The organism is Actinoplanes sp. NPDC026619 (genome assembly GCF_040638295.1).
GTDB lineage: Bacteria > Actinomycetota > Actinomycetes > Mycobacteriales > Micromonosporaceae > Actinoplanes.
In genome coordinates this window covers 1-24702 of record NZ_JBEZYA010000011.1, presented here as the reverse complement: position 1 = coordinate 24702, position 24702 = coordinate 1, and the positions used below count along the sequence as shown (strand labels likewise).

At 70.5% G+C, this 24702-nt stretch carries 25 protein-coding genes and 2 pseudogenes; 17 read left to right on the top strand and 10 right to left on the bottom strand.

Features of this window, described 5'->3' with window-relative positions; genetic code table 11:
• Positions 1-67: 67 nt before the first annotated feature.
• Positions 68-427: a DUF6401 family natural product biosynthesis protein gene (locus AB0E90_RS23610; RefSeq protein ID WP_360409369.1), complete on the top strand. Its 360-nt coding sequence runs from the start codon at positions 68-70 to the stop codon at positions 425-427.
• A gap of 210 nt (positions 428-637) precedes the next feature.
• Here AB0E90_RS23610 and AB0E90_RS23605 read toward each other — a convergent pair whose 3' ends face one another.
• The 3 genes and pseudogenes from AB0E90_RS23605 to AB0E90_RS23595 all read right to left on the bottom strand — a co-directional run bounded on the left by AB0E90_RS23605 (position 638) and on the right by AB0E90_RS23595 (position 3549).
• Positions 638-1195, bottom strand: coding sequence for a hypothetical protein (locus AB0E90_RS23605; RefSeq protein WP_360409366.1), 558 nt, complete (start codon positions 1193-1195; stop codon positions 638-640).
• Between the two features lie 878 nt (positions 1196-2073).
• A pseudogene (locus tag AB0E90_RS23600) lies at positions 2074-2791 on the bottom strand (hypothetical protein); the annotation flags it as partial.
• Between the two features lie 470 nt (positions 2792-3261).
• Positions 3262-3549: a hypothetical protein gene (locus tag AB0E90_RS23595; protein WP_360409363.1), complete on the bottom strand. Its 288-nt coding sequence runs from the start codon at positions 3547-3549 to the stop codon at positions 3262-3264.
• A 146-nt stretch (positions 3550-3695) separates the two neighbouring features.
• On the opposite strand from AB0E90_RS23595, the gene AB0E90_RS23590 reads away from it, so the two are divergent.
• The 4 genes from AB0E90_RS23590 (at position 3696) to AB0E90_RS23575 (ending at position 7763) form a co-directional block, all read left to right on the top strand.
• Positions 3696-5846, top strand: a complete 2151-nt coding sequence (locus AB0E90_RS23590) for a SpoIIE family protein phosphatase (RefSeq protein ID WP_360409360.1) — start codon at positions 3696-3698, stop codon at positions 5844-5846.
• Between the two features lie 158 nt (positions 5847-6004).
• Positions 6005-6775, top strand: coding sequence for a VOC family protein (locus AB0E90_RS23585; RefSeq protein ID WP_360409357.1), 771 nt, complete (start codon positions 6005-6007; stop codon positions 6773-6775).
• Positions 6776-6874: 99 nt separating this feature from the next.
• Positions 6875-7111: a helix-turn-helix domain-containing protein gene (locus AB0E90_RS23580; RefSeq protein WP_360409354.1), complete on the top strand. Its 237-nt coding sequence runs from the start codon at positions 6875-6877 to the stop codon at positions 7109-7111.
• Position 7112: 1 nt separating this feature from the next.
• Positions 7113-7763 carry a Clp protease N-terminal domain-containing protein gene (locus tag AB0E90_RS23575; protein WP_360409351.1) on the top strand — a complete coding sequence of 217 codons (651 nt, stop codon included), beginning with the start codon at positions 7113-7115 and terminating at the stop codon, positions 7761-7763.
• Here the strand turns inward: AB0E90_RS23575 and AB0E90_RS23570 are convergent.
• Positions 7760-8158: a hypothetical protein gene (locus AB0E90_RS23570; protein WP_360409348.1), complete on the bottom strand. Its 399-nt coding sequence runs from the start codon at positions 8156-8158 to the stop codon at positions 7760-7762. The two genes, AB0E90_RS23575 and AB0E90_RS23570, sit on opposite strands and share 4 nt — an antisense overlap.
• Positions 8159-8370: 212 nt before the next feature.
• Here AB0E90_RS23570 and AB0E90_RS23565 point away from each other — a divergent pair, with 212 nt between their 5' ends.
• Positions 8371-9180 carry a hypothetical protein gene (locus AB0E90_RS23565; RefSeq protein WP_360409345.1) on the top strand — a complete coding sequence of 270 codons (810 nt, stop codon included), beginning with the start codon at positions 8371-8373 and terminating at the stop codon, positions 9178-9180.
• Here the strand turns inward: AB0E90_RS23565 and AB0E90_RS23560 are convergent.
• The 3 genes from AB0E90_RS23560 to AB0E90_RS23550 are packed head-to-tail and all read right to left on the bottom strand — an operon-like array spanning position 9177 to position 12052.
• Positions 9177-10145: a pirin family protein gene (locus AB0E90_RS23560; RefSeq protein ID WP_360409342.1), complete on the bottom strand. Its 969-nt coding sequence runs from the start codon at positions 10143-10145 to the stop codon at positions 9177-9179. The two genes, AB0E90_RS23565 and AB0E90_RS23560, sit on opposite strands and share 4 nt — an antisense overlap.
• 1 nt (position 10146) lies before the next feature.
• Positions 10147-10587: a MarR family transcriptional regulator gene (locus AB0E90_RS23555; RefSeq protein ID WP_360409339.1), complete on the bottom strand. Its 441-nt coding sequence runs from the start codon at positions 10585-10587 to the stop codon at positions 10147-10149.
• Positions 10588-10633: 46 nt separating this feature from the next.
• Entirely contained in the window at positions 10634-12052 is a 1419-nt protein-coding gene (locus AB0E90_RS23550) for an alpha/beta hydrolase (RefSeq protein ID WP_360409336.1), read from the bottom strand.
• A gap of 60 nt (positions 12053-12112) precedes the next feature.
• Between AB0E90_RS23550 and AB0E90_RS23545 the strand changes: the two genes are divergently transcribed.
• The 3 genes from AB0E90_RS23545 to AB0E90_RS23535 all read left to right on the top strand — a co-directional run bounded on the left by AB0E90_RS23545 (position 12113) and on the right by AB0E90_RS23535 (position 14601).
• Positions 12113-12574 carry a GNAT family N-acetyltransferase gene (locus AB0E90_RS23545; RefSeq protein WP_360409333.1) on the top strand — a complete coding sequence of 154 codons (462 nt, stop codon included), beginning with the start codon at positions 12113-12115 and terminating at the stop codon, positions 12572-12574.
• A 103-nt stretch (positions 12575-12677) separates the two neighbouring features.
• Complete coding sequence (locus AB0E90_RS23540; RefSeq protein ID WP_360409330.1) at positions 12678-13874, top strand: aminopeptidase; 1197 nt, start codon at positions 12678-12680, stop codon at positions 13872-13874.
• Between the two features lie 43 nt (positions 13875-13917).
• Positions 13918-14601 (top strand): class I SAM-dependent methyltransferase, encoded by a 684-nt coding sequence (locus AB0E90_RS23535; RefSeq protein ID WP_360409327.1) that lies wholly within the window; start codon positions 13918-13920, stop codon positions 14599-14601.
• Here the strand turns inward: AB0E90_RS23535 and AB0E90_RS23530 are convergent.
• Positions 14591-14725 (bottom strand): hypothetical protein, encoded by a 135-nt coding sequence (locus tag AB0E90_RS23530; RefSeq protein WP_360409324.1) that lies wholly within the window; start codon positions 14723-14725, stop codon positions 14591-14593. The genes AB0E90_RS23535 and AB0E90_RS23530 overlap by 11 nt on opposite strands.
• A gap of 107 nt (positions 14726-14832) precedes the next feature.
• Here AB0E90_RS23530 and AB0E90_RS23525 point away from each other — a divergent pair, with 107 nt between their 5' ends.
• Positions 14833-16386: a phospholipase D-like domain-containing protein gene (locus AB0E90_RS23525; protein WP_360409321.1), complete on the top strand. Its 1554-nt coding sequence runs from the start codon at positions 14833-14835 to the stop codon at positions 16384-16386.
• Between the two features lie 32 nt (positions 16387-16418).
• Here the strand turns inward: AB0E90_RS23525 and AB0E90_RS23520 are convergent, their stop codons facing one another.
• Positions 16419-17498: a methyltransferase domain-containing protein gene (locus tag AB0E90_RS23520; RefSeq protein WP_360409318.1), complete on the bottom strand. Its 1080-nt coding sequence runs from the start codon at positions 17496-17498 to the stop codon at positions 16419-16421.
• A gap of 4 nt (positions 17499-17502) precedes the next feature.
• Positions 17503-18606, bottom strand: coding sequence for an aminoglycoside phosphotransferase family protein (locus tag AB0E90_RS23515; protein WP_360409315.1), 1104 nt, complete (start codon positions 18604-18606; stop codon positions 17503-17505).
• Positions 18607-18644: 38 nt separating this feature from the next.
• On the opposite strand from AB0E90_RS23515, the gene AB0E90_RS23510 reads away from it, so the two are divergent.
• The 7 genes and pseudogenes from AB0E90_RS23510 (at position 18645) to AB0E90_RS23480 (ending at position 24643) form a co-directional block, all read left to right on the top strand.
• Positions 18645-19412, top strand: coding sequence for a transglutaminase family protein (locus tag AB0E90_RS23510; protein ID WP_360409312.1), 768 nt, complete (start codon positions 18645-18647; stop codon positions 19410-19412).
• 33 nt (positions 19413-19445) lie between these two features.
• Positions 19446-20744 (top strand): allantoinase AllB, encoded by a 1299-nt coding sequence (gene allB / locus AB0E90_RS23505; RefSeq protein WP_360409309.1) that lies wholly within the window; start codon positions 19446-19448, stop codon positions 20742-20744.
• 3 nt (positions 20745-20747) lie between these two features.
• On the top strand, positions 20748-21737 hold the full coding sequence (gene alc, locus AB0E90_RS23500) for an allantoicase (RefSeq protein WP_360409306.1): 990 nt from the start codon (positions 20748-20750) through the stop codon (positions 21735-21737).
• Between the two features lie 19 nt (positions 21738-21756).
• The gene (locus tag AB0E90_RS23495) at positions 21757-22338 is read left to right on the top strand and encodes a dihydrofolate reductase family protein (RefSeq protein ID WP_360409303.1); all 582 of its coding nucleotides are present in this window, start codon (positions 21757-21759) and stop codon (positions 22336-22338) included.
• A 192-nt stretch (positions 22339-22530) separates the two neighbouring features.
• A pseudogene (locus AB0E90_RS23490) lies at positions 22531-22743 on the top strand (glycoside hydrolase family 15 protein); the annotation flags it as partial.
• A 43-nt stretch (positions 22744-22786) separates the two neighbouring features.
• The gene (locus AB0E90_RS23485; protein ID WP_360409300.1) at positions 22787-23419 is read left to right on the top strand and encodes a helix-turn-helix transcriptional regulator; all 633 of its coding nucleotides are present in this window, start codon (positions 22787-22789) and stop codon (positions 23417-23419) included.
• Between the two features lie 153 nt (positions 23420-23572).
• Positions 23573-24643 carry an FAD-dependent monooxygenase gene (locus AB0E90_RS23480; protein ID WP_360409297.1) on the top strand — a complete coding sequence of 357 codons (1071 nt, stop codon included), beginning with the start codon at positions 23573-23575 and terminating at the stop codon, positions 24641-24643.
• The last annotated feature ends 59 nt before the right edge of the window (positions 24644-24702 follow it).

Sequence of the window (24702 nt, the reverse complement as noted above, 5' to 3'; positions counted from 1 at the left end):
CCGCGTCAACCGAGCTGCACCGTTATGGAGAACCGTTCCATACCCGAAGCTCCGTAACTTTCTCCTCATGAATGGCCTGTTCAGCGGCGCCGCCGCCCGTGCTGCCCTCCGTTCCGCCTACGCCTGCCTCGCCGAGCTTCACGACACCGTGGGAGTCAGCGGCCTCGACGCCGCCGACACCAACCCGGGTCTGATGGCTGTCGTCGACCAGCACGCCGCCGGGGTCCGTGACAGCCTCTCGGCTGACACACGCCCGCTGACCGCGGTCCTCCTCGCCGCCTACGCCGAGGGCGTCCGCGACGCCGCCTTCACCCACGGCTGGCGCCCGCCGGTCGGCCCGATCATCGACTGGTCGGCCAACGACTGGGTCATGCAGCGCCTGCTGGCGGTGTGTGCACTCGCCCGCACGCTCCCGCCGTCCAACTGACCCAACCACACCAGCCACACCGCGACAGGCTTTCCGTCACACCGGGGCCGGCGCCAGGTTCTCCTGGCGCCGGCCCCACTCCTATTTCCAAACCGCCAACCAAAGATCAAATCCCGCTTGACGTACGCCGTGAGCACCCGACCGCCATCACACCTCGGATCCCGCCCGGGTCAGGCCACCGTCACCTCGGCCAGCTCACTTAGACCACCGTCAGGCCGGTGGTGGCTTCCGGCGGCCACGCCTCAGCGGAACGGTCCCGCCCGGGCCATCGCCCGCAGCCGAGTCGCTGTCCGCAGCCGAGTCGCTGTCCGCAGCCGAGTCGTCGTCCGCGGCCGAGTCGTCGTCCGCGGCCGAGTAGTTGTTCGCAGCGGAGTCGTCGTCCGCGGCCAAATCGTCGTCCGGAGACGGGATCGTCCGCGTCGCTTCGGTGCCGCTGCCGATCACCAGGGTGTCGTTCGGCCCCGGGTCGATGATGGTGGTGTCGGCAGTCCCCGTCGTGATCACCGTGGTGCTGTCCGAGTCGTCGTCATCCCGGTCGAAGCCCGGGATCAGATGCGGACGATCATCCACCGGCTCCAGGTCGACCGTGGTGTCCGACATCCCCCGCCGCGGCGGCGGGATGAGCTGTGTCTCCTCCGGCGGAGCACCCGGCTCCGGCCGCACGCTCCGCTTGGCAGCGGCCTCAGCGGCCCGCCGCGCAGCCTCCGCTCGCGCCTCCGCGATGCGCTCCTCATCCGCCGCCCGGGTAGCCGCGGCCTCAGCCTCCACCCGAGCATCCGCATCCCCCCGAGCGGCATCATCAGCCGGCGTTCGATCAGCCGCCGCAGCGCCCTCCGCCGCAGCGCCCTCCGACGCAGCGCCCTCCGACGCAGCGCCCTCCGACGGAGCACCGTCCGGCAGAGCGGCGTCAGTCGCAGCACCGTCAGTCGCAGCGGCGAGGTTCGCCCGAGAGGGGCCCTCCGCCTCATCGGCGGCGCCCGCCCGCGTGGCAGCTTCCCGATCCGCACCCCGAATTACCTGCGTCTCGGTCGAGTCGGCAGCCCGGTCCGCATCTCGGACCACCTGCGTGTCCACCGCATCAGCCGCCCGGTCCGGGTCCCGGACCGCCTGTGTCTCCTCCGAGCCAGCCGCGCGGACTGCCTGCGTCTCCTCCGCGGCAGCCGCGTGGCCCGCATCGCGGACTACCTGCGTGTCCTCCGCGGCAGTCGCGTGGCCAGCATCGCGAACCACCTGCGTCTCGTCCGCGCCTGCCGCACGGACCACCTGCGTCTCCGCACCGTCAGCCGGGTGGTCCCCGCCCCGAATCACCTGCGTCTCGGTCGGGTCGGCGGCCCGGTCCGGGTCGCGGACCAGCTGCGTCTCCGCCGCCCGGTCCGCAGCAGTCGCGCGGTCCGTCGCGCGCACCGGCTGGGTCGTCGCGGCCATGCGGTCCGTCTCGCGGCGGGCTTCCTCGGCGCGGCGAGCTTCCTGTGCCCGCTCCCGCTCCTCGGCGAGCCGGGTCTCCTCGGCCTGCCAAGCCTCCTGCGCCCGCCGTGCTTCCTCGACCCGCTTCTCCTCGGCCTTGCGCACCTCTTCGACCCGGGCGAGCCGAGCTTCCTCGGCCTTGCGGGCCTCCTCGGCGCGGGCCTCTTCCGCCTTGCGGGCTTCCTCCGCGACACGTCGCTCTTCCGCGTAGGCCTTCGCGTGCTCGCGGATGGCCGACGACTCCGTCCCGGCCCGCTCCAGCCACGTGTCCCACCGCTGCTGCATGGGCCGGACCAGTCCGCCGCCGACGCCGACGATCACCACCCCGGCGACCGTGGCGAGCACCGCGATCAGCAGCGGCTGCGTCACCGACGTGGCGATCTCCACCTGGTCGAGCGCCGCGATCACGCCGAGCGCGACGATCACTATGGCCACCGCACGGGCCAGCACCCGCCCGTAGGCGAGGCCGCCCAGCGCACTGACGGTCAGATCATGGACCGCACCGGCGATGGCCGCGGCCACCACCACGATCACGATCGCCACAAGAGCTCGGGGCAGCCATGCGATCAAGCCGGTGAGCAGGTCGCTGACCGGGTTGGGCCCCCATAGGCCGAAGGCCAGCTGCAGCGCGAAGAGGATCACCGCCCAGAACACGATCCGCGCGCACAGGTCGGTGGCGCTGATCTTGGCGCCTTGCAGGGCGCGCCCCACCGCTCCTCGGGACACCGCCCGGTCGAAGCCGGCCTTGCGCAGCCCCTTGGCCACCACGGTGCGCAGCAGCCGCGCGATCACGTAGCCGACCAGCAGGATGACGATGAACGCCAGCGCGGCGGGCAGGAACAACAGCACCGATCGCCACATGTCGCTGAGCCCTTGGCCCAGCCCGTTCCCGGTCATCATGCGCTCCCTGGTTCTATGGCGGACCGGCACCTCACCGGCATTGCGACCATAGGACGAAACGAGCGAATCCGCCCGCCGAGGCACCGGGTCCTCCGGACGGAGTCCGGCCCGGGAACAGCATCAATCCGGACCGCGCGATCGCGAGCGGCTCGCTCCGCACACAAGGCCGCGAGCTCCGCACACAAGGCCGCGAGCTCCGCACGCGAGGGAGCGATCAGGCCAGACCAGGAGAACGGACGCGCCGGCGACATCGGGAAGGCTCATGCCAAGGAGTCTGGGCCCTCCCCCAGGGGGAAGGTAAAGCCCTCCAAATGGAGAGAGGCAAAACCCGCCCGGGAGAAAGGCAAAGCACGAGAAGAGCGCCGCCCGGGAGGGCGCAGCCCGCGAAGGCACCCGGGAGGGCGCAGCCCGCGAAGGCACCCGGGAGGGCGCAGCCCGCGAAGGCACCCGGGAGGAGGTGGAGGCCGGGATCAATCGGCGGGCGAGGCCCTGATCGGGTCGAGGCCCGGTGACGGGCGGCCGCCGGGGGCGACCGGGGCGCCGGCTGAGCCGGACGGCTGGGCCGCGGGAGCGACCGCCGGCACGATCTCCGGCGACGCGGCGCGCTGCACCACGGCGTACCCCGCGCCGCCGGTGACGACCAGGGCCGCCGCGGCCACGAGGACGATCGCGGCTCGGCGGCGGCGGCGCCCGCGTGGGGTCACCTGCTCGTAATGACGGGGCGCGGACAGGTCGATCAAGGGTTCCGCGTCGGTCACGGCCGCGACCTTACGTGAGCGAAACATGCGTTTGCCAAGCTCAGCCCGTGTCCGAGGACAAACCGCACCTACCCGTGCCGTCAAGAATCGGACGGACGGACGGCGGGGCATCGTCCGAATGGCCGAGTCGGGCTACGCTTTTGGGCATGGCCGGGACGGGTGGGGTGAGCCCTTCGCATCTGCCCACGCTGCCCTCGCAGCTGGGTGCGATGCCGTCTGCCCACGCCGGCCTCGCCGACCTGGTCCGCGATTTCCCGTGGGAGGACACCCCGCTGGGCCCGCGTGACCGCTGGGATCCGGCGGTCGCCGCCATCGTCGGCCTGGTGCTGGTCTCCCCGATGCCGATGGCTTTCTGCTTCGGCGAGAGCTTCGTGCTGATCTACAACGATGCTTATGCGGATCTGATCGGCACCCTTCATCCGGCCGCGCTCGGCACCCCGGCCGCCGAGGCGTTCGGCGAGGCCTGGCGGTCGGCCGGCCTGGGCGGCGTGATCGAGGATGTCTTCCGCAGCGGCCAGCCGTTCCTCGAGCCGGAGACGCAGCTGACCGTGGTGCGCGCCGAGGGCGCCCGCCCGGAGCAGGCGTTCTTCACCCGCGGCCATTCGATCGTGCATGACTCGCGCGGGCGGCGGGCGGGTGTCCTCACGGTGGCCGCCGAGACCACCCAGGTGACCCGCCGCCTGCAAAATCTCGGCGAGCTGACCTCCCGGCTGGCGGTCGCGCTGACCATCGACGACGTGGCCCGGGTCGTGCTGGGTTATGCGATGGCCTCGTTCGACGTCGACCACTGTGTCTTCGCCGTCGACGACGGCAACGCGTTCCGCTCGGTGCGGCGCATCCGCGGCGAGATGCTCGACGAGGCCGACGAGCGGCTGCCCCCGGTGTGGAAACGGCTGGCCGACGACGCGCGTGCTCCGCTGGTGGCGGCGGCCCGGTCGGGCCGGCCGTCGTTCGTGCCCGACGGTGAGCCGTTGCGGGCGGTCGCGGCCGACCGGCACGAGCAGCGCATCCGCGCTCTGGCGGTGCTGCCGCTGCGCACTGCGTCGCTGAACGGCGCCCTGAGCATCGGTTACCGCGCTGCGCACACCTGGCTGCCCGCCGAGCGTGCGCTGCTCAACGCGGCGGCCCAACTGGTCGCGCAGGCGGCCGAGCGGGCCCGCCGGTTCGAGGCGCAGCATGGCACCGCCCAGTTGTTGCAGCGCAGCATGCTGCCGGAGCACCTGCCCGAGCTGGAGCGGTTCCGCATCGCGGCACGTTACGACGTGGGCGTGGACGGCAACGCGGCCGGCGGCGACTTCTACGACGCGTTCCGGCTCGCCGACGGCCGGCTCGCCATGGTGCTCGGCGACGTGGCCGGTCACGACGTACGGGCCGCCGCGGTGATGGGTCAGGTCCGGGCCGCGTTGCGGGCGCTCGCGCTGACCGACGCCGACCCGCCGGGGGTGCTGGCCGGCCTCGACCGGCTGGTCGGCTCGCTGGGCGCCGAGTCGCGCAACGAGGAGATCTTCGTAACCGTCGTCTACGGCGTGCTCGATCCGGCCACCGGCACGATCACGATGGCGAGTGCGGGTCATCCGCCGCCGGTGCTGCGCCGGGCCGGGCTGGCCGGCGAGCCGCCGACGGCCGAGCTGGTCAAGGTGCCGCCGGGCGCGCCGCTGGGCCTGGGTGGCCGGTGGCAGACCGGGCAGGTGCGCCTCGATCCGGGCGACTCGATCCTGATGTTCAGTGACGGCGTGGTGGAGCGGCGCGGCCAGGCCCTCAACGAGGGGTTGGACGCGCTGGTCGCGGTGGCTGCGGCCGCGTCCAGCGGCGATCCGCGAAACCTCTGCTCGATCGCCACGGCCGCGGTGCCGGGCTCGACCGACGACGACGTCGCGGTGCTCGCGGTGGAGCGGGCGGTGGCGTTGAGCCGGTCGGCCACGATGCTGGTGGCGGCGGAGCCGACCGGGCCGAGCCGGGTTCGCCAGTGGATGACGACCCGCCTGCGTGAGTGGTCGGTGCCCGATCCGGTGATCGGCTCGGCGATCCTGTGCACGAGCGAGCTGACCACCAACGCGCTGCTGCACGCGGGCACGCCGGCGCAGGTGCACATCGACCTGAACGCCGAGCGGCTGCTGGTGTCGGTGGCCGACACCGGCACCCGGGGCAGCGTGATCCGGGCGCACACCGACGCGATGAGCAGCCGGGGCCGGGGGCTGAGCCTGATCGAGGAACTCAGCGATTCCTGGGGCACCGACCCGTCGGTGCGCGGCTCCACGGTGTGGTTCGAGATTCTGCTGCCTTCCACATCGGACTGATCAGTAGCTTTACGAACGCGTTACGCCCCACCTTCGCTCAACTACTTTGCGTAGCTGAAACACGCGCTAAAACGGACATTGAACCCCGGGGTAGTGACGAAGCGTATTGGGTGCCGTAAGGTCGTTATTCAAATCGGGTCATCCACGTGGGAGCGGACATGCGGATCAGAGGCTTTGCGCCATCGACCCCCTGCTGGGCGGAACTGTCCACTGCGGACTCCACCCGTACGGCCGGGTTCTACGCGGACCTGTTCGGCTGGGATATCGACGGCAATCGGTTCATGCTCGACGGCCGGGCCATCGCCGGCATCGTCCCGGCCCGGCCGGATCGGCCCGCGGGCTGGCTGACGTACCTGGCCGCACCCGATCTGGAGGGCACGATCCAGCGCGTCCAGGCGGCGTACGGTCGAGTGCTCGTTCGTCCGGAGGAGCGGCCGGGAGCGCGCAGCGCGATCGTCTCCGACTCGGCCGGCACGGTGTTCGGCCTGTGGCAGGCCAACGGTTTCGCCGGCGCCCAGTTGCGCGGCGAGCCGGGCACGATGTCCTGGGCCGACCTGCTGATCGACGTGGCCAGCCAGCCGACCGCGTTCTACGGTTCGGTGTTCGGCTGGTCGCTGACGCACGAGTTCGGCAGCGGCGAATGGCTGACGGAAGCGCACGACTCGGTGGCCGGGCTGATCACCGGGCGGTACGACTTCCGCTGGCAGCCGTCGTTCCAGGTGGCCGACTGTCTCGACCTGGTCGACAACGTCGCCCGGCTGGGCGGCCGGGTGGCGGTGGGCCCGGTCGAGATGGGCCTCGGGCGGTACGCCGAGATCATCGACCCGGTCGGCAACACGTTCGCGATCACCGCGCCGGTGCCGCGCCCGGTCGAGCTGTCGGTGGCCTACAACGACATCACCGGTCTGGAGCTGACATACGGCGGCTAGCCAAGCGCATAGCAATGGGGCCCGCACTCGTCGAGTGCGGGCCCCATTTCTGTGTCAACGGAAGTTGACAGAAGGCCGGTGTCAACGTAAGTTGACAGCATGACTGAGGCAACCGACCTCGCCGCCGCCGCCGGCAGTGCCGATCCACGTGTCGGCCTGCGAGCGGTCGTGGCGCTGCGCCGCCTGCTCGAGGGCCTCGAGCATCTGCAGGTGGCAAACGCTCGCCGCAATGGCTGGTCCTGGCAGGAGATCGCCGACGCGCTCGACGTGACCCGCCAGGGCGTCCACAAGAAGCACGCGCAGCACATGCCGGCGCACGACCCACGGGAGGACTGACATGTTCGAGAGGTTCACCTCTACCGCGCGCAACGTCGTGATCGGCGCTCAGGAGGAGGCACGCACACTCGGCCACCAGCACATCGGCACCGAACACGTGCTGATCTCGATGCTGCGCGACGGCAAAAGCGACAGCGACAGCAAAAGCGGCGAAAGCGACCGCGGAGGCACGGTCGCCCGACTTCTCCGCGAGCACGGCCTCGACGCCGAGACCGCCCAGAGCGACGTAGCCCGACTGGTCGGCACGACCGAGCCGCCCGATCTGTCGTTCGCCGAGGCCGACGCCGAGGACACGGCCGCCCTCAAGGCCATCGGCATCGACCTCGACAAGGTGCGCGCCGCCATCGAGGAGAGCTTCGGCGCGGGCGCGCTGCGGCTGCCCCGGCCGACGCCGAAGAAGCGCGGTTTCTTCGGCAAGCTCTACGCCTCGGGCGGCCGCATCCCGTTCTCCCCGCGCGCCAAGAAGCTGCTCGAGCTGTCCCTGCGCGAGGCGATCCGCCTGCACCAGAACTTCATCGCGCCCGAGCACATCATGCTCGGCCTGCTGCGCGAGGGAAACGGCCTGGCCGCCCGCATCCTCGCCGACCACCAGATCAACTTCACCGATTTGCGTACGGAGTTGGAGCGCTCCCTGAAAGACCAGGCCGCTTAAGCCCGGTAATAAATACGCAACTGATGGCCGCTGGCGGTGTGGTGCCACCCGACGTCGCCGATGGTCTCGACGTCGGGCCGGCGCTCCAGCCAGTCGGCGGCCATCGCGAACGCGTCCGCCGGCGTCTTGCCGACGAACGAGATCCGCCGCTCCCACTCCTCGACGACCGGTGCCGGCGCGACCTTGCCGAGGCCGGTGACCACGGCGAGCGGCCCGATCCGGCGGCCGTTGCGCACCGCCTGGACAAACCACTCGTCGACGTTCTCGTCGTGCTCGACCGCCCACCCGTCGAAGCGGTCGACGTCGTTGGCGATCGCGTTGCGGGCGCAGTCCAGCGCGGCTTCCAAGGTGGCGAGCTCGATGTCCTCGCCGTTGTACTCAACCCGGTACGCCATGCCGCCCCCAGACAGCACCAACAGTCGATGCGGATCCGGCCGGCAAGCGCAGGAGGTGGCCACCCTCCTGGGTGATGTCGGCCCGGCCGAACTCCGGACGATGATAATGGAGAGCCCGCCGTTCGTCGCCCGTGATGATCAAGACACTGCCGTCCAAGAACGGTAGAACCCCGCCCCACGGCTGTTTAGAGATTCATCTAGGCTCCCCCGCCATGACCAACCTGCGGGGAACTGTCGTCACGGCCACGATTGCCGGCCTTCTCGGTCTCGGCCTGACCGGGTGTGCCGATTCCACCAACACCTCCGGCGCGGACGGCGCCGGCGCGACCACCGCCACCTCGGCGCCGGCCGACGCGAAGACCGCCCTGCTCGCCTCGACGAAGGAACTGAAGACGGGCAACTACGCCTTCGCCGTCGCCTCGCCCGGCGCGTCCGGGTCGGGGCTCGTGCACCTGCCCAGCAAGAGCGCGAAGCTCTCGCTCGGCGTCGAGAGCGAGCAGATCAAGATGAAGTTCGAGATCGTGCTCGCCGACTCGGACCGCTGGGCGCGGATGAGCACCGGGACCAAGAAGAGCCTGCTCGCCGAGGGTGAGAGCGCGGACACGTGGTTCCACTTCGACTCGAGCAAGCTCGACAAGGACACCGACCTCGGCATCGACGTGGACGACCCGGACGTGGTCGACATCGACGCGATGCTGCCCGCCGTCACCGACGTGAAGGGTGACGGCAAGACCTTCACCGGCACGCTCGACGGCACCAAGGTCACCTCGGCCGACGCGTTCCTGGACGCGGACACCATCAAGCAGATGGGCGCGGCCGCCGCGAAGCTGCCGTTCACCGCAACGGTCGACGACCAGGGCCGGATCACCAAGCTGGAGATCGACGCCCCGGTCGCCGGCGACACCGCGGCCGGCAAGTGGACCTTCACCATCTCCGGTTACGGCGAGCAGAAGGCGCTGACGAAGCCGGCGGGCACCGTGAAGGAGCTGCCGGCCTCCAGCTACAGCTTCCTGAACGGTTAGTCCGTGTGGGGCAGCCGGCCGGCCGGGACGACGCCCAGGCGACCCTTCTTGAAGTCTTCGAACGCCTGAGCCAGTTCCTCGCGGGTGTTCATCACGAAGGGGCCGTAGTGCGCCACCGGCTCGCGGATCGGGCGGCCGCCCATCACGAACAGCTCCATCGCCGGGATGTTCGAGTCCTGCGCCGGGTCGGCCTCGATCCGGATGGCGTCGCCGGCGCCGTGCGCGGCCAACTGTCCGATCTGGATCGGCCGGCGCTCGGCGCCGACCGTGCCGCGGCCGGCCAGCACGTAGACCAGCGCGTTGTAGTCGGGCTGCCAGGGCAGATCGAGCCGGGCGCCGGGCTGCAGGGTGACGTGCGCCAGGTTGATCGGGGTGAACGTGGAACCGGGGCCGGCGTGCCCGGCGACCTCGCCCGCGATGATGCGGATGAGGCTGCCGCCGTCGGGCGAGGTGAGCAGCGCCGACTCGCGGCCGCGGATGTCCTGGTATTTCGGGGTGATCATCTTGGCGGCACGGGGCAGGTTGACCCACAGCTGCAGACCGTGGAACAGACCGCCGCTGGTGACCAGGTGCTCGGGCGGCGCCTCGATGTGCAGGATGCCCTGGCCGGCGGTCATCCACTGGGTGTCGCCGTTGGTGATGGTGCCGCCACCACCGAGCGAGTCCTGGTGGTCCATGATCCCGTCGATCATGTAGGTGACCGTCTCGAAGCCGCGGTGCGGGTGCCACGGCGTGCCCTTGGGCTCGCCCGGCGCGTAGTCGACCTCGCCCATCTGGTCGAGGTGGATGAACGGGTCGAGCTCGTTGATCGGCACCCCGGCGAAGGCCCGGCGCACCGGGAAGCCCTCGCCCTCGTAGCCGCTGGGCGCGGTGGTGAGGCGCCGGACCGGACGGACCACGGCGCTCTGCTCGAGGAGCGGCAGCCGGGGCAGAACCAGAACGTCGTCGACGGTGATGGCGGGCATCTCAGGCCTTCCTTACTTTCTCGAAAACCCGGGCGATGACTTCGAGCTCGCCCGGCTCGAGCCGGTCGATGAAGCGGTCCCGAACGGTGATCAGATGCATCGGTGCGGCCTCGACCAGGGAGCTCATGCCCTCCTCGGTGAGGACAGCTTCTTGGCCGCGGCCGTCCTCCGGACAGGGCTGTTTGCGCACGAGACCGCGCTTGACCATCGAGTTGATCTGATAGGTGACCCGGCTCGGTGAGAAGACCAGCCGGTCGGCCAGCTCGCCCATCCGCAGCCGGCGCCCCGGCGCCTCGGAGAGCACCACGAGCACGTGGTAATCGTTCATGCTGAGGCCGGTCGTCGCGCGCAGCTCGTCCTCGAGGTGGGTGTGCAGCGCCCACGAGCTCTCGATGAAGGTGCGCCACGCCTGCTGTTCGGTATCGCTCAGCGGTTCGGCCATGCAAACAACTTAACTCTTTCAAATCTGAAAGAACAAGTGCTCTCGGTCACGGTGTACGCGACGCCGGGTTATCCGCCAGCACCCGCTTGAGCACCGTCACGAACTCCGCCGGCTGATCGAACATCGACCGGTGACCGGCGTTCGCCAAGGTCACGATCTCCTTGTGCGGCGCCTGCAGCACCGCGAACCACAGATTGAGGTCACGCACGCGCGCGGGCACCTCACGGTCCCCGGCCACAAAATAGACCGGTACGGCAAGAGTGGGCACCTGTGTCCGGAAGTCGACATCGCGCACCCGTGGGTAATAGGCGTCGAACGAGTCCAGGAACCCGGCGATCACGTGGATCTTGTCGAGCACCCCGAGCTCCGGCGCTTTCGCGTTCGCCAGCAGCGTGTCACCGTTGTCCGACCCGTACACCGCGTCCTCGTTGAGGATCATCGGCTCGTAGCCGTAGATGTTCGCGTAGGGCGGCTTGCCGACCTCGGTCAGCCGTTTGACCAGCGCGGTGTCGCCGGCCGAGCGCGCCCGGGCGAGCATGTCGTCGTATTGCGTGCGGTCGCTGGCGGTCGGGTTGGCGACCTGGCCGACGCCCACGTAGGCGGCGAACAGCTCGGGCGAGTCCTGCACCGCGAGGGTCGCGCCGATCGTGCCGCCCGAGTGCGCCACCAGATAGATCTTGTCGCGCCGGAACCGGGATCGCAGATAGTCGGTCACCTCGAGCACGTTGCGCCGCTCGTCGTCGACGGTGAACGTCGGCGTCGGGTCGAGGTCGCCGAACGATCGGCCACCACCGCGCCGGTCCATGGTCACCACCACGAACGTCTGCTCGAGCGCGGCGAGCCGCTGCCGCATGGCGGCCAGCTCGGAGCCGCCCGGCGCGCCGGGCACGAACAGCAGGACCGGCGCGTCGGCGCGGGCTCCCCGGATCATCAGGCCGAGCTTCCCCGCCCACGCCAATTCGGAGATCCCGCCGGGAATCGCCGTGACCCGCCCCGGAACCGCGACCACCGCCCCGGTGACGAGAACGACCGCCGCGAGGACCACCGCCACGAAGCGCCCGATCCCCCGCCCGATCGCCGCGCCCACCGACCGCGACCGAACCGAGCGACGACGCGCCCAGCCAGCTCCGTAGGCGGCGCCGACCGCCATCGGCAGCAGCGCGAGCAACATGTAGAGGCCGCGCCCGACGATCAGCGCGAGAAGGCCGAGCGAGGTGGGCCGCGGATAGTCGACGGTCGGCCCGGTGAAGCCGACCCGGGTGATCTCGCCGGCCACCGCGAAGAGAACCGGCGCGAGGAAGATCGACCAGCGGGCCCGGGTGAACCGCCCGGCGAACACGCCGACCGCGACACTGATCAACAGGATCGCCACCGCGTCGATCGGGAAGATCGGCCCACGCGGCCGCCAGAAGCCGGCCAGGACACCCCAGACCAGCGCCGGAAGCAGACCCACGCCGCGGACCATGGTGGGACGGTAGTGGAAATTCGATGCCCCGCGCTGCCCCCTTTGGTTAAGTTGCGTGCCATGGTTGCGCGTCAGGCCGGTCCCGAGGATGCCGATGAGCTGGTCCGTCTCCGCGCGGTGCTGCTGCGCAGCATGCATCAGCCGCACTGGTCCGACGACTGGCGCGAGCCGGCCCGGCAGGCGCTGCTCGATGAGCTGGCCACCGCGAAGACGATGACCGCGTTCGTCGTCGACCGCCCCGGCGGCGACGGCCTGGCCGCCTGCGTGCTCGGCACGATCGAGACCCGGCTCGGCGGCCCGGGCAACCCGGACGGCCGCAGCGGCTACGTCTTCAGCGTCGCCACCGACCCCGACATGCGCCGTCGTGGTTTCAGCCGAGCGTGCATGACGGCTCTGCTGGAGTGGTTCCGGCAGCAGGGCATCCACAAGGTCGATCTGCGCGCGTCCACCGACGGCGAGCCGCTTCACCGCTCGCTCGGCTTCGCCCGCACCACGGACCCGGCGATGCGCCTGCGACTGTGACAGCCATCGCACCAAACGGATGGTCTGTTTGAGATGCCCGTATTTGTCCCTCGCGGCGTGCGAGGGGCGATTGGCACACCATCGCTGATCTAGTCTTTCCGGCATGGGACAGATCGAGCGCTTCGCGGACCTGGTGGTCCGGGCCGGGGTAAACGTCCAGCCTGGTCAGGGCGTGGTCATCGACAGCGACACCGCGCATCTGGAGATCGCGCGAGCCGTGGTCGAGGCCGCCTACCGGGCCGGCGCGGGCTGGGTGGACGTCAACTTCGTCGACGGCCCGATCCAGCGTTCCGGCGTCGACCACGCCACGGTCGAGGCGCTCTCCGCCAGCCGGCCGTGGGCGCTCGCCCGCATCGAGGAATGGCGGACCACCGGCGTCGTGTCGATCGGCCTGGTCGGTGACCCCGACCCGCATCTGTTCGACGGCGCCGACCCGGCCCGGGTGGCGGCCCGCCGCCACGAGGAGGTGAGCGCCCGGCGCAACGCCCTGTTCAACGGCATGCGCTGGTCACTGGTGGCCGCGCCGAACCCGGGCTGGGCCCAGCAGATCTTCGGTGAGCCCGATATGGACCGGTTGTGGGCGGCGGTCACCACCGCGATGCGGCTCGACTCCCCCGACCCGGCCGCCGCGTGGCAGGCCCGCTCGGCGACGCTGGCCGCCCGGGCCAAGCAGCTCGACGCGCTGGAGCTGACCGAGGTGCACTACCTCGACGAGAGCACCGACCTGACCGTGGGCCTGCCGCCGCGGGTGCGCTGGACCGGTGGCGGTCTGGTCGACCCGGATGGCATCACCTACCTGCCCAACCTCCCGACCGAGGAGGTGTTCACCAGCCCCGACCGGCGGCGCGCCGACGGCGTGATCCGGGTGACCCGGCCGATGGTGATCGCCGGGCAGCTGATCACCGGGCTGCGGGTGACGTTCAAGGACGGCCGGATCAGCGAGGTGTCCGCGGACGAGGGCGGCGACGTGATCCGCGCCCAGATCGAGACCGACGAGGGTGCGCGCTACCTGGGCGAGGTGTCGCTGGTCGACCGGGAGAGCCGGATCGCGAAGGCCGGCATCGTCTTCCACAACACCCTCTACGACGAGAACGCCGGCTGCCACGTGGCGTGGGGCCAGAGCTTCCCGTGGACTGTCGAGGACGGCATGAAGATGACCCCCGAGCAGCGCACCGAGGTGGGCCTGAACACCTCGGGCATCCACACCGATGTGATCATCGGCGGCGACGGCATGACGGTGACCGGCACCGGCCCCGGCGGCACGGTCGAGATCATCCGCGACGACGCATGGGTGCTGTAGGTGCGGGGCAGCGCGCCGGCCGGAAAACCGGCAACATGACCTGATGGGACCTATCGCGGCATACGACGAGATCGCCGACTGGTACGAATACCAGTTCCTGCCGGCCTCGACGCCCGGCGACCCGATCGGCATCCAGGCCTCGCTGGCCGAGCTGCTCGGCCGGGCCGAGTTCCTGGACACCGGCGCCGAGCGTTGCCTGGAGATCGGCTGCGGCACCGGGGTGCACGCCGCTCAGCTGCGTGAGCTCGGCTGGGCTCCGATCGGCGTCGATCTTTCGGCACGCATGCTGGCGTACGCGAAGGAGCGCCTGCCGATCGCCCGGGGTGACGCGACCCGCCTGCCCATTGCCGACGGCGCGCTCGGCGCGGTGGTCGCGATGATGGTGCATACCGATATGCCGGATTATCCGGCCGTGCTGCGGGAGGTCGCCCGGGTGCTGCGGCCGGGCGGGGTGTTCGTGCATGTCGGGGTGCATCCGGCGTTCTGCGGCGGTTTCGCCGACCGCAGCGATCCGGAGGCGGTGGTCATTCGCCCGGGCTACCTGGACAGCCACTGGACCAAAGCATCATGGACGACCAAGGGGGTCCGCAACCGGGTCGGCGCCTCGCATCTGCCGTTGCCGGCTCTGTTGCAGGCGTTCCTGGATGCCGGCCTGCAGTTGACCGGCTTCACCGAGGGCGGCAACCCGGTGCCGACCGCCCTCTCCGTGCGAGCGGTCAGAACATGAACAGCATCGCTGCCACGCCCATCAGAACCATCAGCAGGAGCGCGATGAGCAGCCCCTTCTCGGCGGAGGCAACGTCGGCGACATCGGAGGCAACGGGGGTCGTGGCGAGCGGCTCGCTGCTCATGAACTGATCCCTCCCGGGAGTGCGATGGAGCACCCTTCAAGGTGCATCCACTCGTCAAGCGGCTTAGGGTCGAGGGCGTCGTCGACCTCGAAGGGACTGCGTTTTCGGTGGATTGGTTCCTCAATACGGAGGAGCGCGGCAACCCGCACTCGTCCATACCCACGTGGTGCACAGGTAACACGGCCGAACCGCTTATTCACGGAATAACGTATTTTGACCGGCTGGTGTCCGAGGTGGAAAGCCTCCGCGAGGGTGACTACCTCTTCTTTACGGACTGGCGCGGCGATCCGGATGAACGGATGCGCGAGAACGGCCCAACGGTGGCCGAACTCTTCGCCTCAGCCGCCAAACGCGGCGTAGCGGTCAAAGGCCTGCTGTGGCGGTCTCATCTGGACAAATTCGCCTACAGCGAGGAGGAGAACCGCAACCTCGGCGACGAGATCCGCGCGGCCGGCGGCGAGGTGCTGCTCGACCAGCGGGTCCGCCGCGGCGGTTCACACCACCAGAAACTGGTCGTTTTACGGCATCCGGGGCGCCCCGAGCTGGACATCGCGTTCGCCGGCGGCATCGACCTGTGCCACAGCCGCCGGGACACCGCCGAGCACCACGGCGATCCGCAGGCGGTGCAGATGTCCTCCGCATATGGGAAAAATCCCCCATGGCACGACGTGCAGCTGGCCTTGCAGGGGCCGGTCGTCGGCGCGCTCGATCTGTGCTTCCGGGAGCGGTGGACCGATCGGGTCCCGCTCGACCAGCACGGCCCGATCTCCACCGCCATCGACTACCTCAAGCATGCCGACCAGCACGCGGACAAGCTCCCGCCGCAACCGCCCGACCCGCCGGAGTGCGGGCCGCTGAATGTCCAAGTTCTACGGACATATCCGGCAATGCGGCCACCGTACGGTTTTGCCCCGCAGGGCGAGCGCACCGTCGCCCGCGGCTACACCAAGGCCATCCGCAACGCCCGCCACCTCATCTACCTGGAAGACCAATACCTTTGGTCGACCGAGGTGGCCGAGCTGTTCGCCCAGGCGCTCAAGGACAACCCCGGGCTGCACCTGATCGCGGTCGTGCCCCGGCACCCCGACGTGGACGGCCGGTTCGCGCTGCCGCCCAACGAGATCGGCCGCGAGGAGGCGATCGAGCTCTGCCGCCGCACCGCCCCCGACCGGGTGCACATCTTCGACCTGGAAAATCACGAAGGCACCCCGGTGTACGTGCACGCCAAGGTGTGCGTGATCGACGACGTGTGGTGCAGCGTCGGCAGCGACAACTTCAACCGCCGCTCGTGGACCCACGACAGCGAGCTGTCCTGCGCGATCCTCGACGAGACCAGCGACGAACGGGCCCCGACCGGGTGGGGCGCCCGCCGCTTCCCGCGTGACCTGCGCCTGGCGCTGACTCGCGAGCACCTCGACCGGGACGACGACGAGGGCCTGATCGACCCGCTCGACGTCGTGCGCGCGATGACCACGACCGCCGACCGCCTGCAGGCCTGGAAGGACGGCGGCCGCACCGGGCCACGCCCGCCCGGCCGCATCTTCGAGCACCGCACCGGCACCATGCCGTGGTACCAGCGGATGTGGGCCCTGCCCGCCTACCGCCTGGCCTACGACCCGGACGGCCGCCCCTGGCGCGCCCGGCGCAAGGGCACCTGGTGATCAGAGCCGGAAGGGGCACGTGGTGAGCAGGCTCAGATCTGCCAGCGGTGCGGCACCCAGATCGGCGAGTGCGGATCGCCGGCCAGCTCCAGGCTGATCCGCCACGCCCCCATCGGTGGCCGGCCCGCGGCCTCCCACCGGTCCAGGACGGCTGCCGCCGCAGCGCCGTAGCCGGCCGCCTCGTCGCCACCGGCCCAGACGCTGCCGTCCGGTGGCACCACCGCGCCGCCGGAGCGGGTGCCGTCGAGCAACGCCAGGCAGCTCTGCCGCCGCCCGGGGATGGCCGCGTGCGAGGCGCGGCGGTTCCAGGCGCCGGCCGCGTACCAGAGGTCGCGGTAGGTGGACTCGTCCAGCGGTGGGTCGTAACGGGCCGGGGCGTGCGGCGTCAGCTCGGCCATCGCCGCGGCCGGGCTCGGGAACGCGTCCGGGAAGGGCGCGTTCAGCGGGCCGGACGCCTGCATGAAGCCGGACCCGCAGACCGCCCGGGCCCGCACCGGCGGCCCGGCCACCCGCAGCACCGGGTGGGTGCCGGCGTGCACCACCGGGGCCAGCACGAACCCGTCCGGGTCGAGCTGCTCGAGCCAGTGCGGCGAGACCCCGGCGATCCCGACCGTCACGATCACCCGGTCGAACCGCTCGCGCGGGCGACCCGGGTAGCCGTCGGCGTGCTCCACGCGTACACCCGCAATTCCGGCCCGGGCCAGCGCCGTGCGTGCCCGGACCGCCACGTCCTCCTGCGCGTCGATGCTCGTGACCGACGCCCCGAGCGAAGCGAGGAGGGCGGCGTTGTAGCCGGTCCCCGCGCCCACCTCGAGAATCCGATGGCCCGGCCGCACGTCGAGGGCCTCGATCATGAGAGCCATCAGCGACGGCTGGCTCGACGAGCTCGTCGGGACCTTGCCGTCCATCTTGGTCACCAGCACGTCGTCGTGGTAGATGGTCGGCAGGAAGTCCGGATCGGCCGGCAGCACCCAGCTGCCGTCGCGACGCTGGAAGCCGTCCGGCACGAACGCCTCGCGCGGCACCCGGGCGAACGCCGCGGCCAGCTCCGGCGAGAGCTCGACACCGCCCTGCCGGATCCGCTCGAGAAACTCGCCCCGCGGGCCTGTCATCCCCTCACGATAGGGCGGCGGCGAGGCGATCCGGCACGTCGGCGGCATGATAGGGCCATTCGGATGGGTCGATCCGGTCAAGGAAGCCGGAATAGGTCACGGCGGCACGAAGCGCCGCGACCGGCCGCAACAGCTCGGCGGCACGCATCGGCTCGGCGCCGGGCCGGCTCTTGACCCAGCGGTACGCCCATTGCCGCACCACCGGTTCCGGGTCATCGAGGCCCTCGGTGAGTCGCAGGATGTCGAACGCCGGGTGGCCGATCGTGCAGTCACCCCAGTCCATGATCGTGAGCTTTCCGTCCGGGCCGGTCCGCACGTTGCCGGGATGCAGGTCGCCGTGCACGAGGGTGTCCGGGAGCCCGCACTCGGCGACCGCCGAGAACCGCGCCGGGAGCCCGTCGACCAGCTCCTCGAGGCCGTCGAACCGGCCGAAATACGGCTCGGCCACCCGCCGGATCCGCTCGGCGTCGAGCCGCCCGTCCGGGATCACCGCCGGCACCCGGCCGGCCAGCTCCACCTGCACCGGGTGGAGCGCCGCGGCGATCCGGTCGCACACGTCGGCGCCCGCGCCGTAGCGGTCCTCCCCCTCGATGTGCGCGAGCAGCATGCGCCCCTGCGGCCCGTCCGCGATCAGCTCCGGAACCAGGCCGGGCACGACCTCGTCGACCAGCCGGATGGCGGCGGGCTCGTGCGCGAAGAACGCCGGCACCTGCTTGAGCCAGGCGTCGTCGCCGATCCGCCAGATCGCCGACAGGTTCCAGGTGCGCTGCTGGTGAGCCGGCGCCGGGCCGCCCAGCACCTCCCGCGCCCAGGCGAGCGACGCCGCCGGCCCACCCACCTCGGCATAGGCGGCCCGGCGCGGATCGGGAGTGAGATCGACCTCGACCGGGTAAAGGTCGCCGCGATGATCACTGACCTCGGCCAGATACGTGACGTGCCCACCGGGCGGGGCCGGGCGGTCGCCGTGCAGCAGCCGGAGCACCTGCCGGTCCGCGCGGGCGAACTCGCCCACGTTCTGCCACCAGGGCAAAGCGGCCTCGAACGGCGGCAGCGCGCCGAGCACCCGGCCGGCCGGGTCGACCAGCACGAGCGTCACGATCCGGGTCACGACCGAGACCGTAACCTACGGCCGATAGCCTGCGGCTCGTGAGCGAGATCGCCTGCCTCCTCGGCTTCGACGTGACCGAACCGGCCGAACTGGTTCTGCAGATCGCGGTGCCGTCCCCCCTGTCCGAGACGCTCTCCGTCGAGGCGGTGGAGTTGCCCGGCCGCCAGCACTATCTGCGTGCCGAGCCGGGCAAGCTGCGGGTGGAATACCGCGCCACGGTCGGGCCGCAGCCCGCGCCGGGGCCGGTCACCAAGCTGGAACGCATCGTGGCGCTGCGGCCGAGCCGTTACTGCCCGTCCGACCGGCTCGCCGGTTTTGCCGCCCGGCAGTTCGGCTGGGCCGGCGACCCGGCCACCACCGTGCGGGCGATCACCGATTACGTGCACGACCACCTCTACTACACCGTCGGCAGCAGCGGCCCGACCACCGACGCGATCGACACGTTGCTGTCCGGCGCCGGTGTCTGCCGCGACTACGCCCACCTGGTCGCGACCCTGTGCCGATCGCTCGACATCCCGGCCCGGGTCGCCGCCGTCTATGCTCCCGGCCTGTCCCCGATGGACTTCCACCTGGTCGTCGAGACCGCGCTGGACGGCGAGTGGCGGGTCTGGGACGCCACCCGGCTGGCACCGCGGCAGTCGCTGATCCGCATCGCCACCGGTCGCGACGCCGCCGACACCGCTCTGGCCACCACCATCTCGGGCGTGCTCACCATGCCGGAGATGATGGTCACCGCGGTGGCCGACGGCAATCTGCCGATCGACGATCACGTCGCTCTGGTGTCGCTGGGCGGCAACGTCACGTGATTTTCTGAAACCAACGGCCGTTAGGGTCGAGGCATGGTTGATCTCGTGCTGCGCTCCCGTCGCGTCGTCACCCCGGCCGGGGTCGCCCCGGCCGCCGTCTCGATCTCGGGCGAGAAGATCGTGGCGATCGGCCCCTACGACGCCCCGATCGAGGCCGCTTCCCAGGTCGATCTCGGTGATCTCGCGCTGCTGCCGGGCCTGGTCGACACGCACGTGCACGTCAACGAGCCGGGCCGCACCGAGTGGGAGGGGTTCGCGACCGCCACCCGGGCCGCGGCGGCGGGTGGCGTGACCACGATCATCGACATGCCGCTGAACAGCCTGCCGCCGACCGTCTCGGTCGATGCCCTGAAGATCAAACAGAAGGCGGCGACCGGTCAGATCCGCGTGGACGTCGGCTTCTGGGGTGGCGCGATTCCCGGCAACTCCGGTGATCTGCCCGGCCTGCACGAGGCCGGTGTCTTCGGCTTCAAGTCGTTCCTCGCCGACTCCGGGGTGCCCGAGTTCCCGCCGGTCTCCGCGGAGGAGCTGGCCACCGCCCTGGAAGCCGTGGACGCGCTGTTCGTCGTGCACGCCGAGGACCCCGGCCACCTGCACGACGCGGCCTCGTCCGCGGCGTACGCCGACTTCCTCGCCTCCCGGCCCGCCGAGGCCGAGCACGCCGCCATCGCCACGGCGATCGCGGCGGCCCGCGCCTCCGGCCGGCGGGTGCACATCCTGCATCTCTCGGCGGCCGGCGCGCTTCCGCTGATCGCGGCGGCAAAAGCTGATGGTGTACGCGTCACCGCCGAGACCTGTCCGCACTACCTGACCCTGGACGCCGGCACCATCCCCGACGGCGCCACCGAGTTCAAGTGCTGCCCGCCCATCCGTGACTCGGCGAACGCCGACCAGCTGTGGCAGGCGCTTGCCGACGGGCTGATCACCTGCGTGGTCAGCGACCACTCGCCCTGCACGCCCGAGCTGAAGCGGCAGGACACCGGCGACTTCGCGGCCGCCTGGGGTGGCATCGCGTCGGTGCAACTGGGTCTGCCGGTGATCTGGACCGCAGCCCGGGACCGTGGTTATGGCCTCGCCGACGTGGTGGACTGGATGGCACGGCGCCCGGCCGACCTGGTCGGGCTGTCCGCCAAGGGCCGCATCGAGGTGGGTGCGGACGCCGACCTGGTGGCGTTCGACCCGGACGCCACGTTCACCGTCGACCCGCACCAACTGCACCACAAGAACCCGGTCACGCCGTACGCGGGCAAGGTTTTGCATGGGGTGGTTCGCACGACCTGGCTGCGCGGCTCGTCGGAGAACAGCGGACGCTTCCTGACTCGAGAGGACTGACCGATGGAGGACTTCAGCACCAAGCCCGACCTCGCTTCCCGGGCCCTCGGCGGCGGTGTCGTCTTCGCCAACGACGAGTACTACGTCTCCGCCGACCATCTGCTGATGCCGGAGCCGCCGAAGTTCAGCCCACGGACGTTCGACCACAAGGGCCAGGTCTACGACGGCTGGGAGACCCGCCGGCGGCGCACGCCCGGTCAGGACGTGGCGATCGTCCGGCTCGGCACGCCCGGCGTCATCCACGGCGTCGACATCGACACCGCGTTCTTCGTCGGCAACTACCCGCCGTACGCCTCGGTCGACGCCCTGGCCGTCGACGGCTATCCCACCCCCGCCGCGCTGCAGGCCGCCAGCTGGGTGCCGATCGTGGGAAAGTCGGCGCTCGACGGAGACACCCGCAACCTGTTCCCGGTGCACGACAATCGTCGCTTCACCCACGTGCGCCTCACCATCCATCCGGACGGCGGCGTGGCCCGCTTCCGCGTGCACGGCGACGTGGTGCCCGACCCGTCGCTGCTGCCCGAGGTCTTCGACATGGCCGCGCTTGCCAGCGGCGCCCAGGTGACCGGGTGCAGCAACATGTTCTACGGCCACCCGCAGGCCATGCTCAGCTCCGGCCTGGCCCGGCACATGGGCGAGGGCTGGGAGACGTCCCGCCGCCGGGACACCGGCAACGACTGGGCCGAGATCACCCTGGCCGCGCCGACCGTGGTCGAGTTCGTCGACCTGGACACCACCCATTTCAAGGGAAACGCGCCCGGGGCGGCCTCGGTGCGCGGCTCCCTGGCCGGCGGCGAATGGTTCGACATCCTGCCGCAGGCGCCGCTGAACCCGGACACTCCGCACCGCTTCCCGGTGAGCCCGGCCGGCCCCGCCGACCGCGTGCGCCTCGACATCTTCCCGGACGGCGGAATGGCCCGGCTGCGCGTCATCGGCCGCCCCGACCGCACCGTTCTCGAAGAAAACTTCCGCCGCCATGTCGAGACCAGGTAGGCCGCTCCGACCGTAGGGCATGACAAAGGTAATCGCGGAAATGTCGATGTCCCTCGACGGCTTCATCGCCGATGAGAAGGACGGAATCGAAGAGCTGTTCGGCTGGTACGGCAATGGCGACGTGCCGGTGCCCACGGCGGTCGAGCACATGACGTTCCGGGTGAGCCCGGAAAGCGCCGAGCACCTGCGCCCGGCGTTCGCGGGCGCGATCGGCGCGCTGATCTGTGGCCGCCGCGTCTTCGACCTCACCAACGGCTGGGCCGGAACGCACCCGATCGGCTGCCCGGTCTTCGTGGTCAGCCACTCAGTGCCGGACGACCAGCACGGCGCCGCGTTCTTCACCGACCCGCTCGAGGCTCTGGCCGAGGCGCGCACCGCGGCCGGCGACCGCGACATCGCGGTGGCCACCCCGTCGATCACCCAGCAGTTCCTGAACGCCGGCGTCCTCGACACGATCGTCGTCTCGCAGATCCCGGTGCTGCTGGGCCACGGGATCCGCTTCTTCGACAACCTCGAAATGGCCCCGATCCGCCTTTCCGACCCCGCGGTCGTTCAGGGCCGGGGCGTGACCCACCTGACCTACGACGTCCGCAAGTCATAAGCGGATGTGCCCCCGCGGCCTCGGCCACCCGCCCGGCCGGGTGGGCCGAGTGCCGGGTTCGTTTCCGCGCCCGTACATCTGCATGGTTCTGATTTTGTTCGGCTACAGCGGGTAAAGGAACTGCATGGCTCTCCCGATCGAGGATCGGGTCGATCGATTGGTTCTGTGCGCTGACCTACGCCCCGACCGATGGGCCGCACCGACGACGCCCGGGAGACGTTCGCCCGGCTGCTCGCCCTGCGCAACGACGTGGGCCTGCTCTCCGAGGAGTACGACACGGACGCCGGCCGGCTGGTCGGCAACTTCCCGCAGGCGTTCAGCCACGTGCCGCTGATCGACACCGCGCGCACCCTGAGCTCGTCGATCGCGCCGACCGCAGCGCGGGCTCAGGAGGGCTTGAAGTAGGTCGTATACTCGTCCACGAGCATTCGTGGACGAGGAGGGCGCGGTGGCCAAGCGGCGGAAGGTCGGCAACCCGATGGCGCTCGGCGTGCTGTCGGTCCTCGCGTTCCGCCAGATGCACCCGTACGAGATCGCCTCCGCCCTCAAAGGCTGGGGCAAAGACCGAGACCTGCAGATCAAGTGGGGCTCGCTCTACACCGTCGTCGGCAACCTGGCCAAGAACGACCTGATCACCGAGGTGGAGAGCGTCCGCGAGGGCCGCCGCCCCGAGCGCACCGTCTACCGCATCACCGACACCGGTCGCGCCGAGCTGCTCGACTGGACCAGGGAGCTGCTGTCGACGGCCGAACCGGAGACCCCCCGTTTCCGGAGCGGTCTGTCGGTGATGTCGGTGCTGTCCCCCGACGAGGTCGTGACGCTGCTGCAACAGCGCCTCGACGCGGTCGGGCAGGCGATTGCCGCCACCCTCGTCGAATACGACGTCCCGCGCCTCTTCCTGCTCGAGGTCGAGTACGACCGGGCGATGTTGACGGCCGAGGCGGCCTGGATGCGGTCGCTGATCGCCGAGCTGGAATCGGGCACGCTGCCCGGCATCGACGACTGGCGGCAGTTCCACGAAACCGGCACAGCGCCGGAAGACATCCTCCGACTCGCGGAGGAGAGCATCAAAAACCCTTGAAAAAGCGATCCCGGCGGCCTGCTGCAACAGACCACCGGGATCAACCCTCGATCCGAGCATGGGAACCACGACCCGGTCCGAAGGCGGCATTCTCAGGATACCGGGGTCAGTTCCGGTGGCGGTTCGAGCACGACACTGCCCAGGAGGATCCTCATGGCACGACCACGCACCGTCGCCATCATCGGCGGCGGCATCGCCGGCCCGGTCACGGCGCTGGCCCTACGCAAGGCCGGCATCGAAGCCACCGTCTACGAGAGCTATCCCACCACCGCACACGGCATCGGCGGCACCATCGCCATCGCCCCGAACGGCATGGCCGCCCTGGACATAGTCGGCGCCGCCGAGCCCACCGCTGATGTCTCGTGGCCGGTCCACCGCCAGGTGATGGCCGTCGGCGGAAAGCGCCTGGAACTCCCCGCCCTGCGCGGCGCCGGCCCACTGCACGTGATCCACCGCAGCGACCTCTACCGCATTCTCGCCGCCGACGCACCGATCGAATACGGCAAACGCCTGGTCAACGCGGTCCAGGGCCCCGGCGGGGTGACCGCGACCTTCGCCGACGGCGACGAGGTCCAGGCCGACATCCTGATCGGCGCCGACGGCGTCCACTCCACGGTCCGCCGCCTGATCGACCCGACCGCCCCCGGCCCGAAATACACCGGAATGTTGGCCTTCGAGGGCCAATCACCACTGCCGGTGCCCGAGGAGCCGGGCACGATGATCTTCACGTTCGGCAAGCGCGGCTTCTACCTGTACGGCCCCGCACCGGCCGGCGGCACCACGTTCGGCATCAACCTGCCGCACACCCCGCTGACGATCGCCGAGGCCAGAGCAATCCCCAACACCCAGTGGAAGAACACCCTGCTGGACATCTACGGCGAGGACACACCGGGCGGCGACCTGATCCGGCAACTACCCACCGAGGACCTGACCGTCAACGGCGCCCTGCACATCATGCCGCCGGTCCCACGCTGGCACCGAGGCCGCATGGCCCTGGTAGGCGATGCGGTGCACGCCCCGTCAAACAGCTCCGGCCAGGGCGCTTCCTTGTCGATCGAAAGCGCCATCCAACTAGCCCAATGCCTACGCGACTTCAAAGACACCGAAACGGCCTTCACCACCTACGAACGCCTACGCCGACGCCGAGTAGAAAAAGTGGCAGCAAGGGCAGCCAAAACAAACGGCATCGTAACTAATCAGGTCGGCTGTTTCGGGCCGGTTTGATCTTGCCGGGGTTGTTCGGCAGGATGTCCGGGTGCCTGAGATGCCGTCCATCGTGGAGC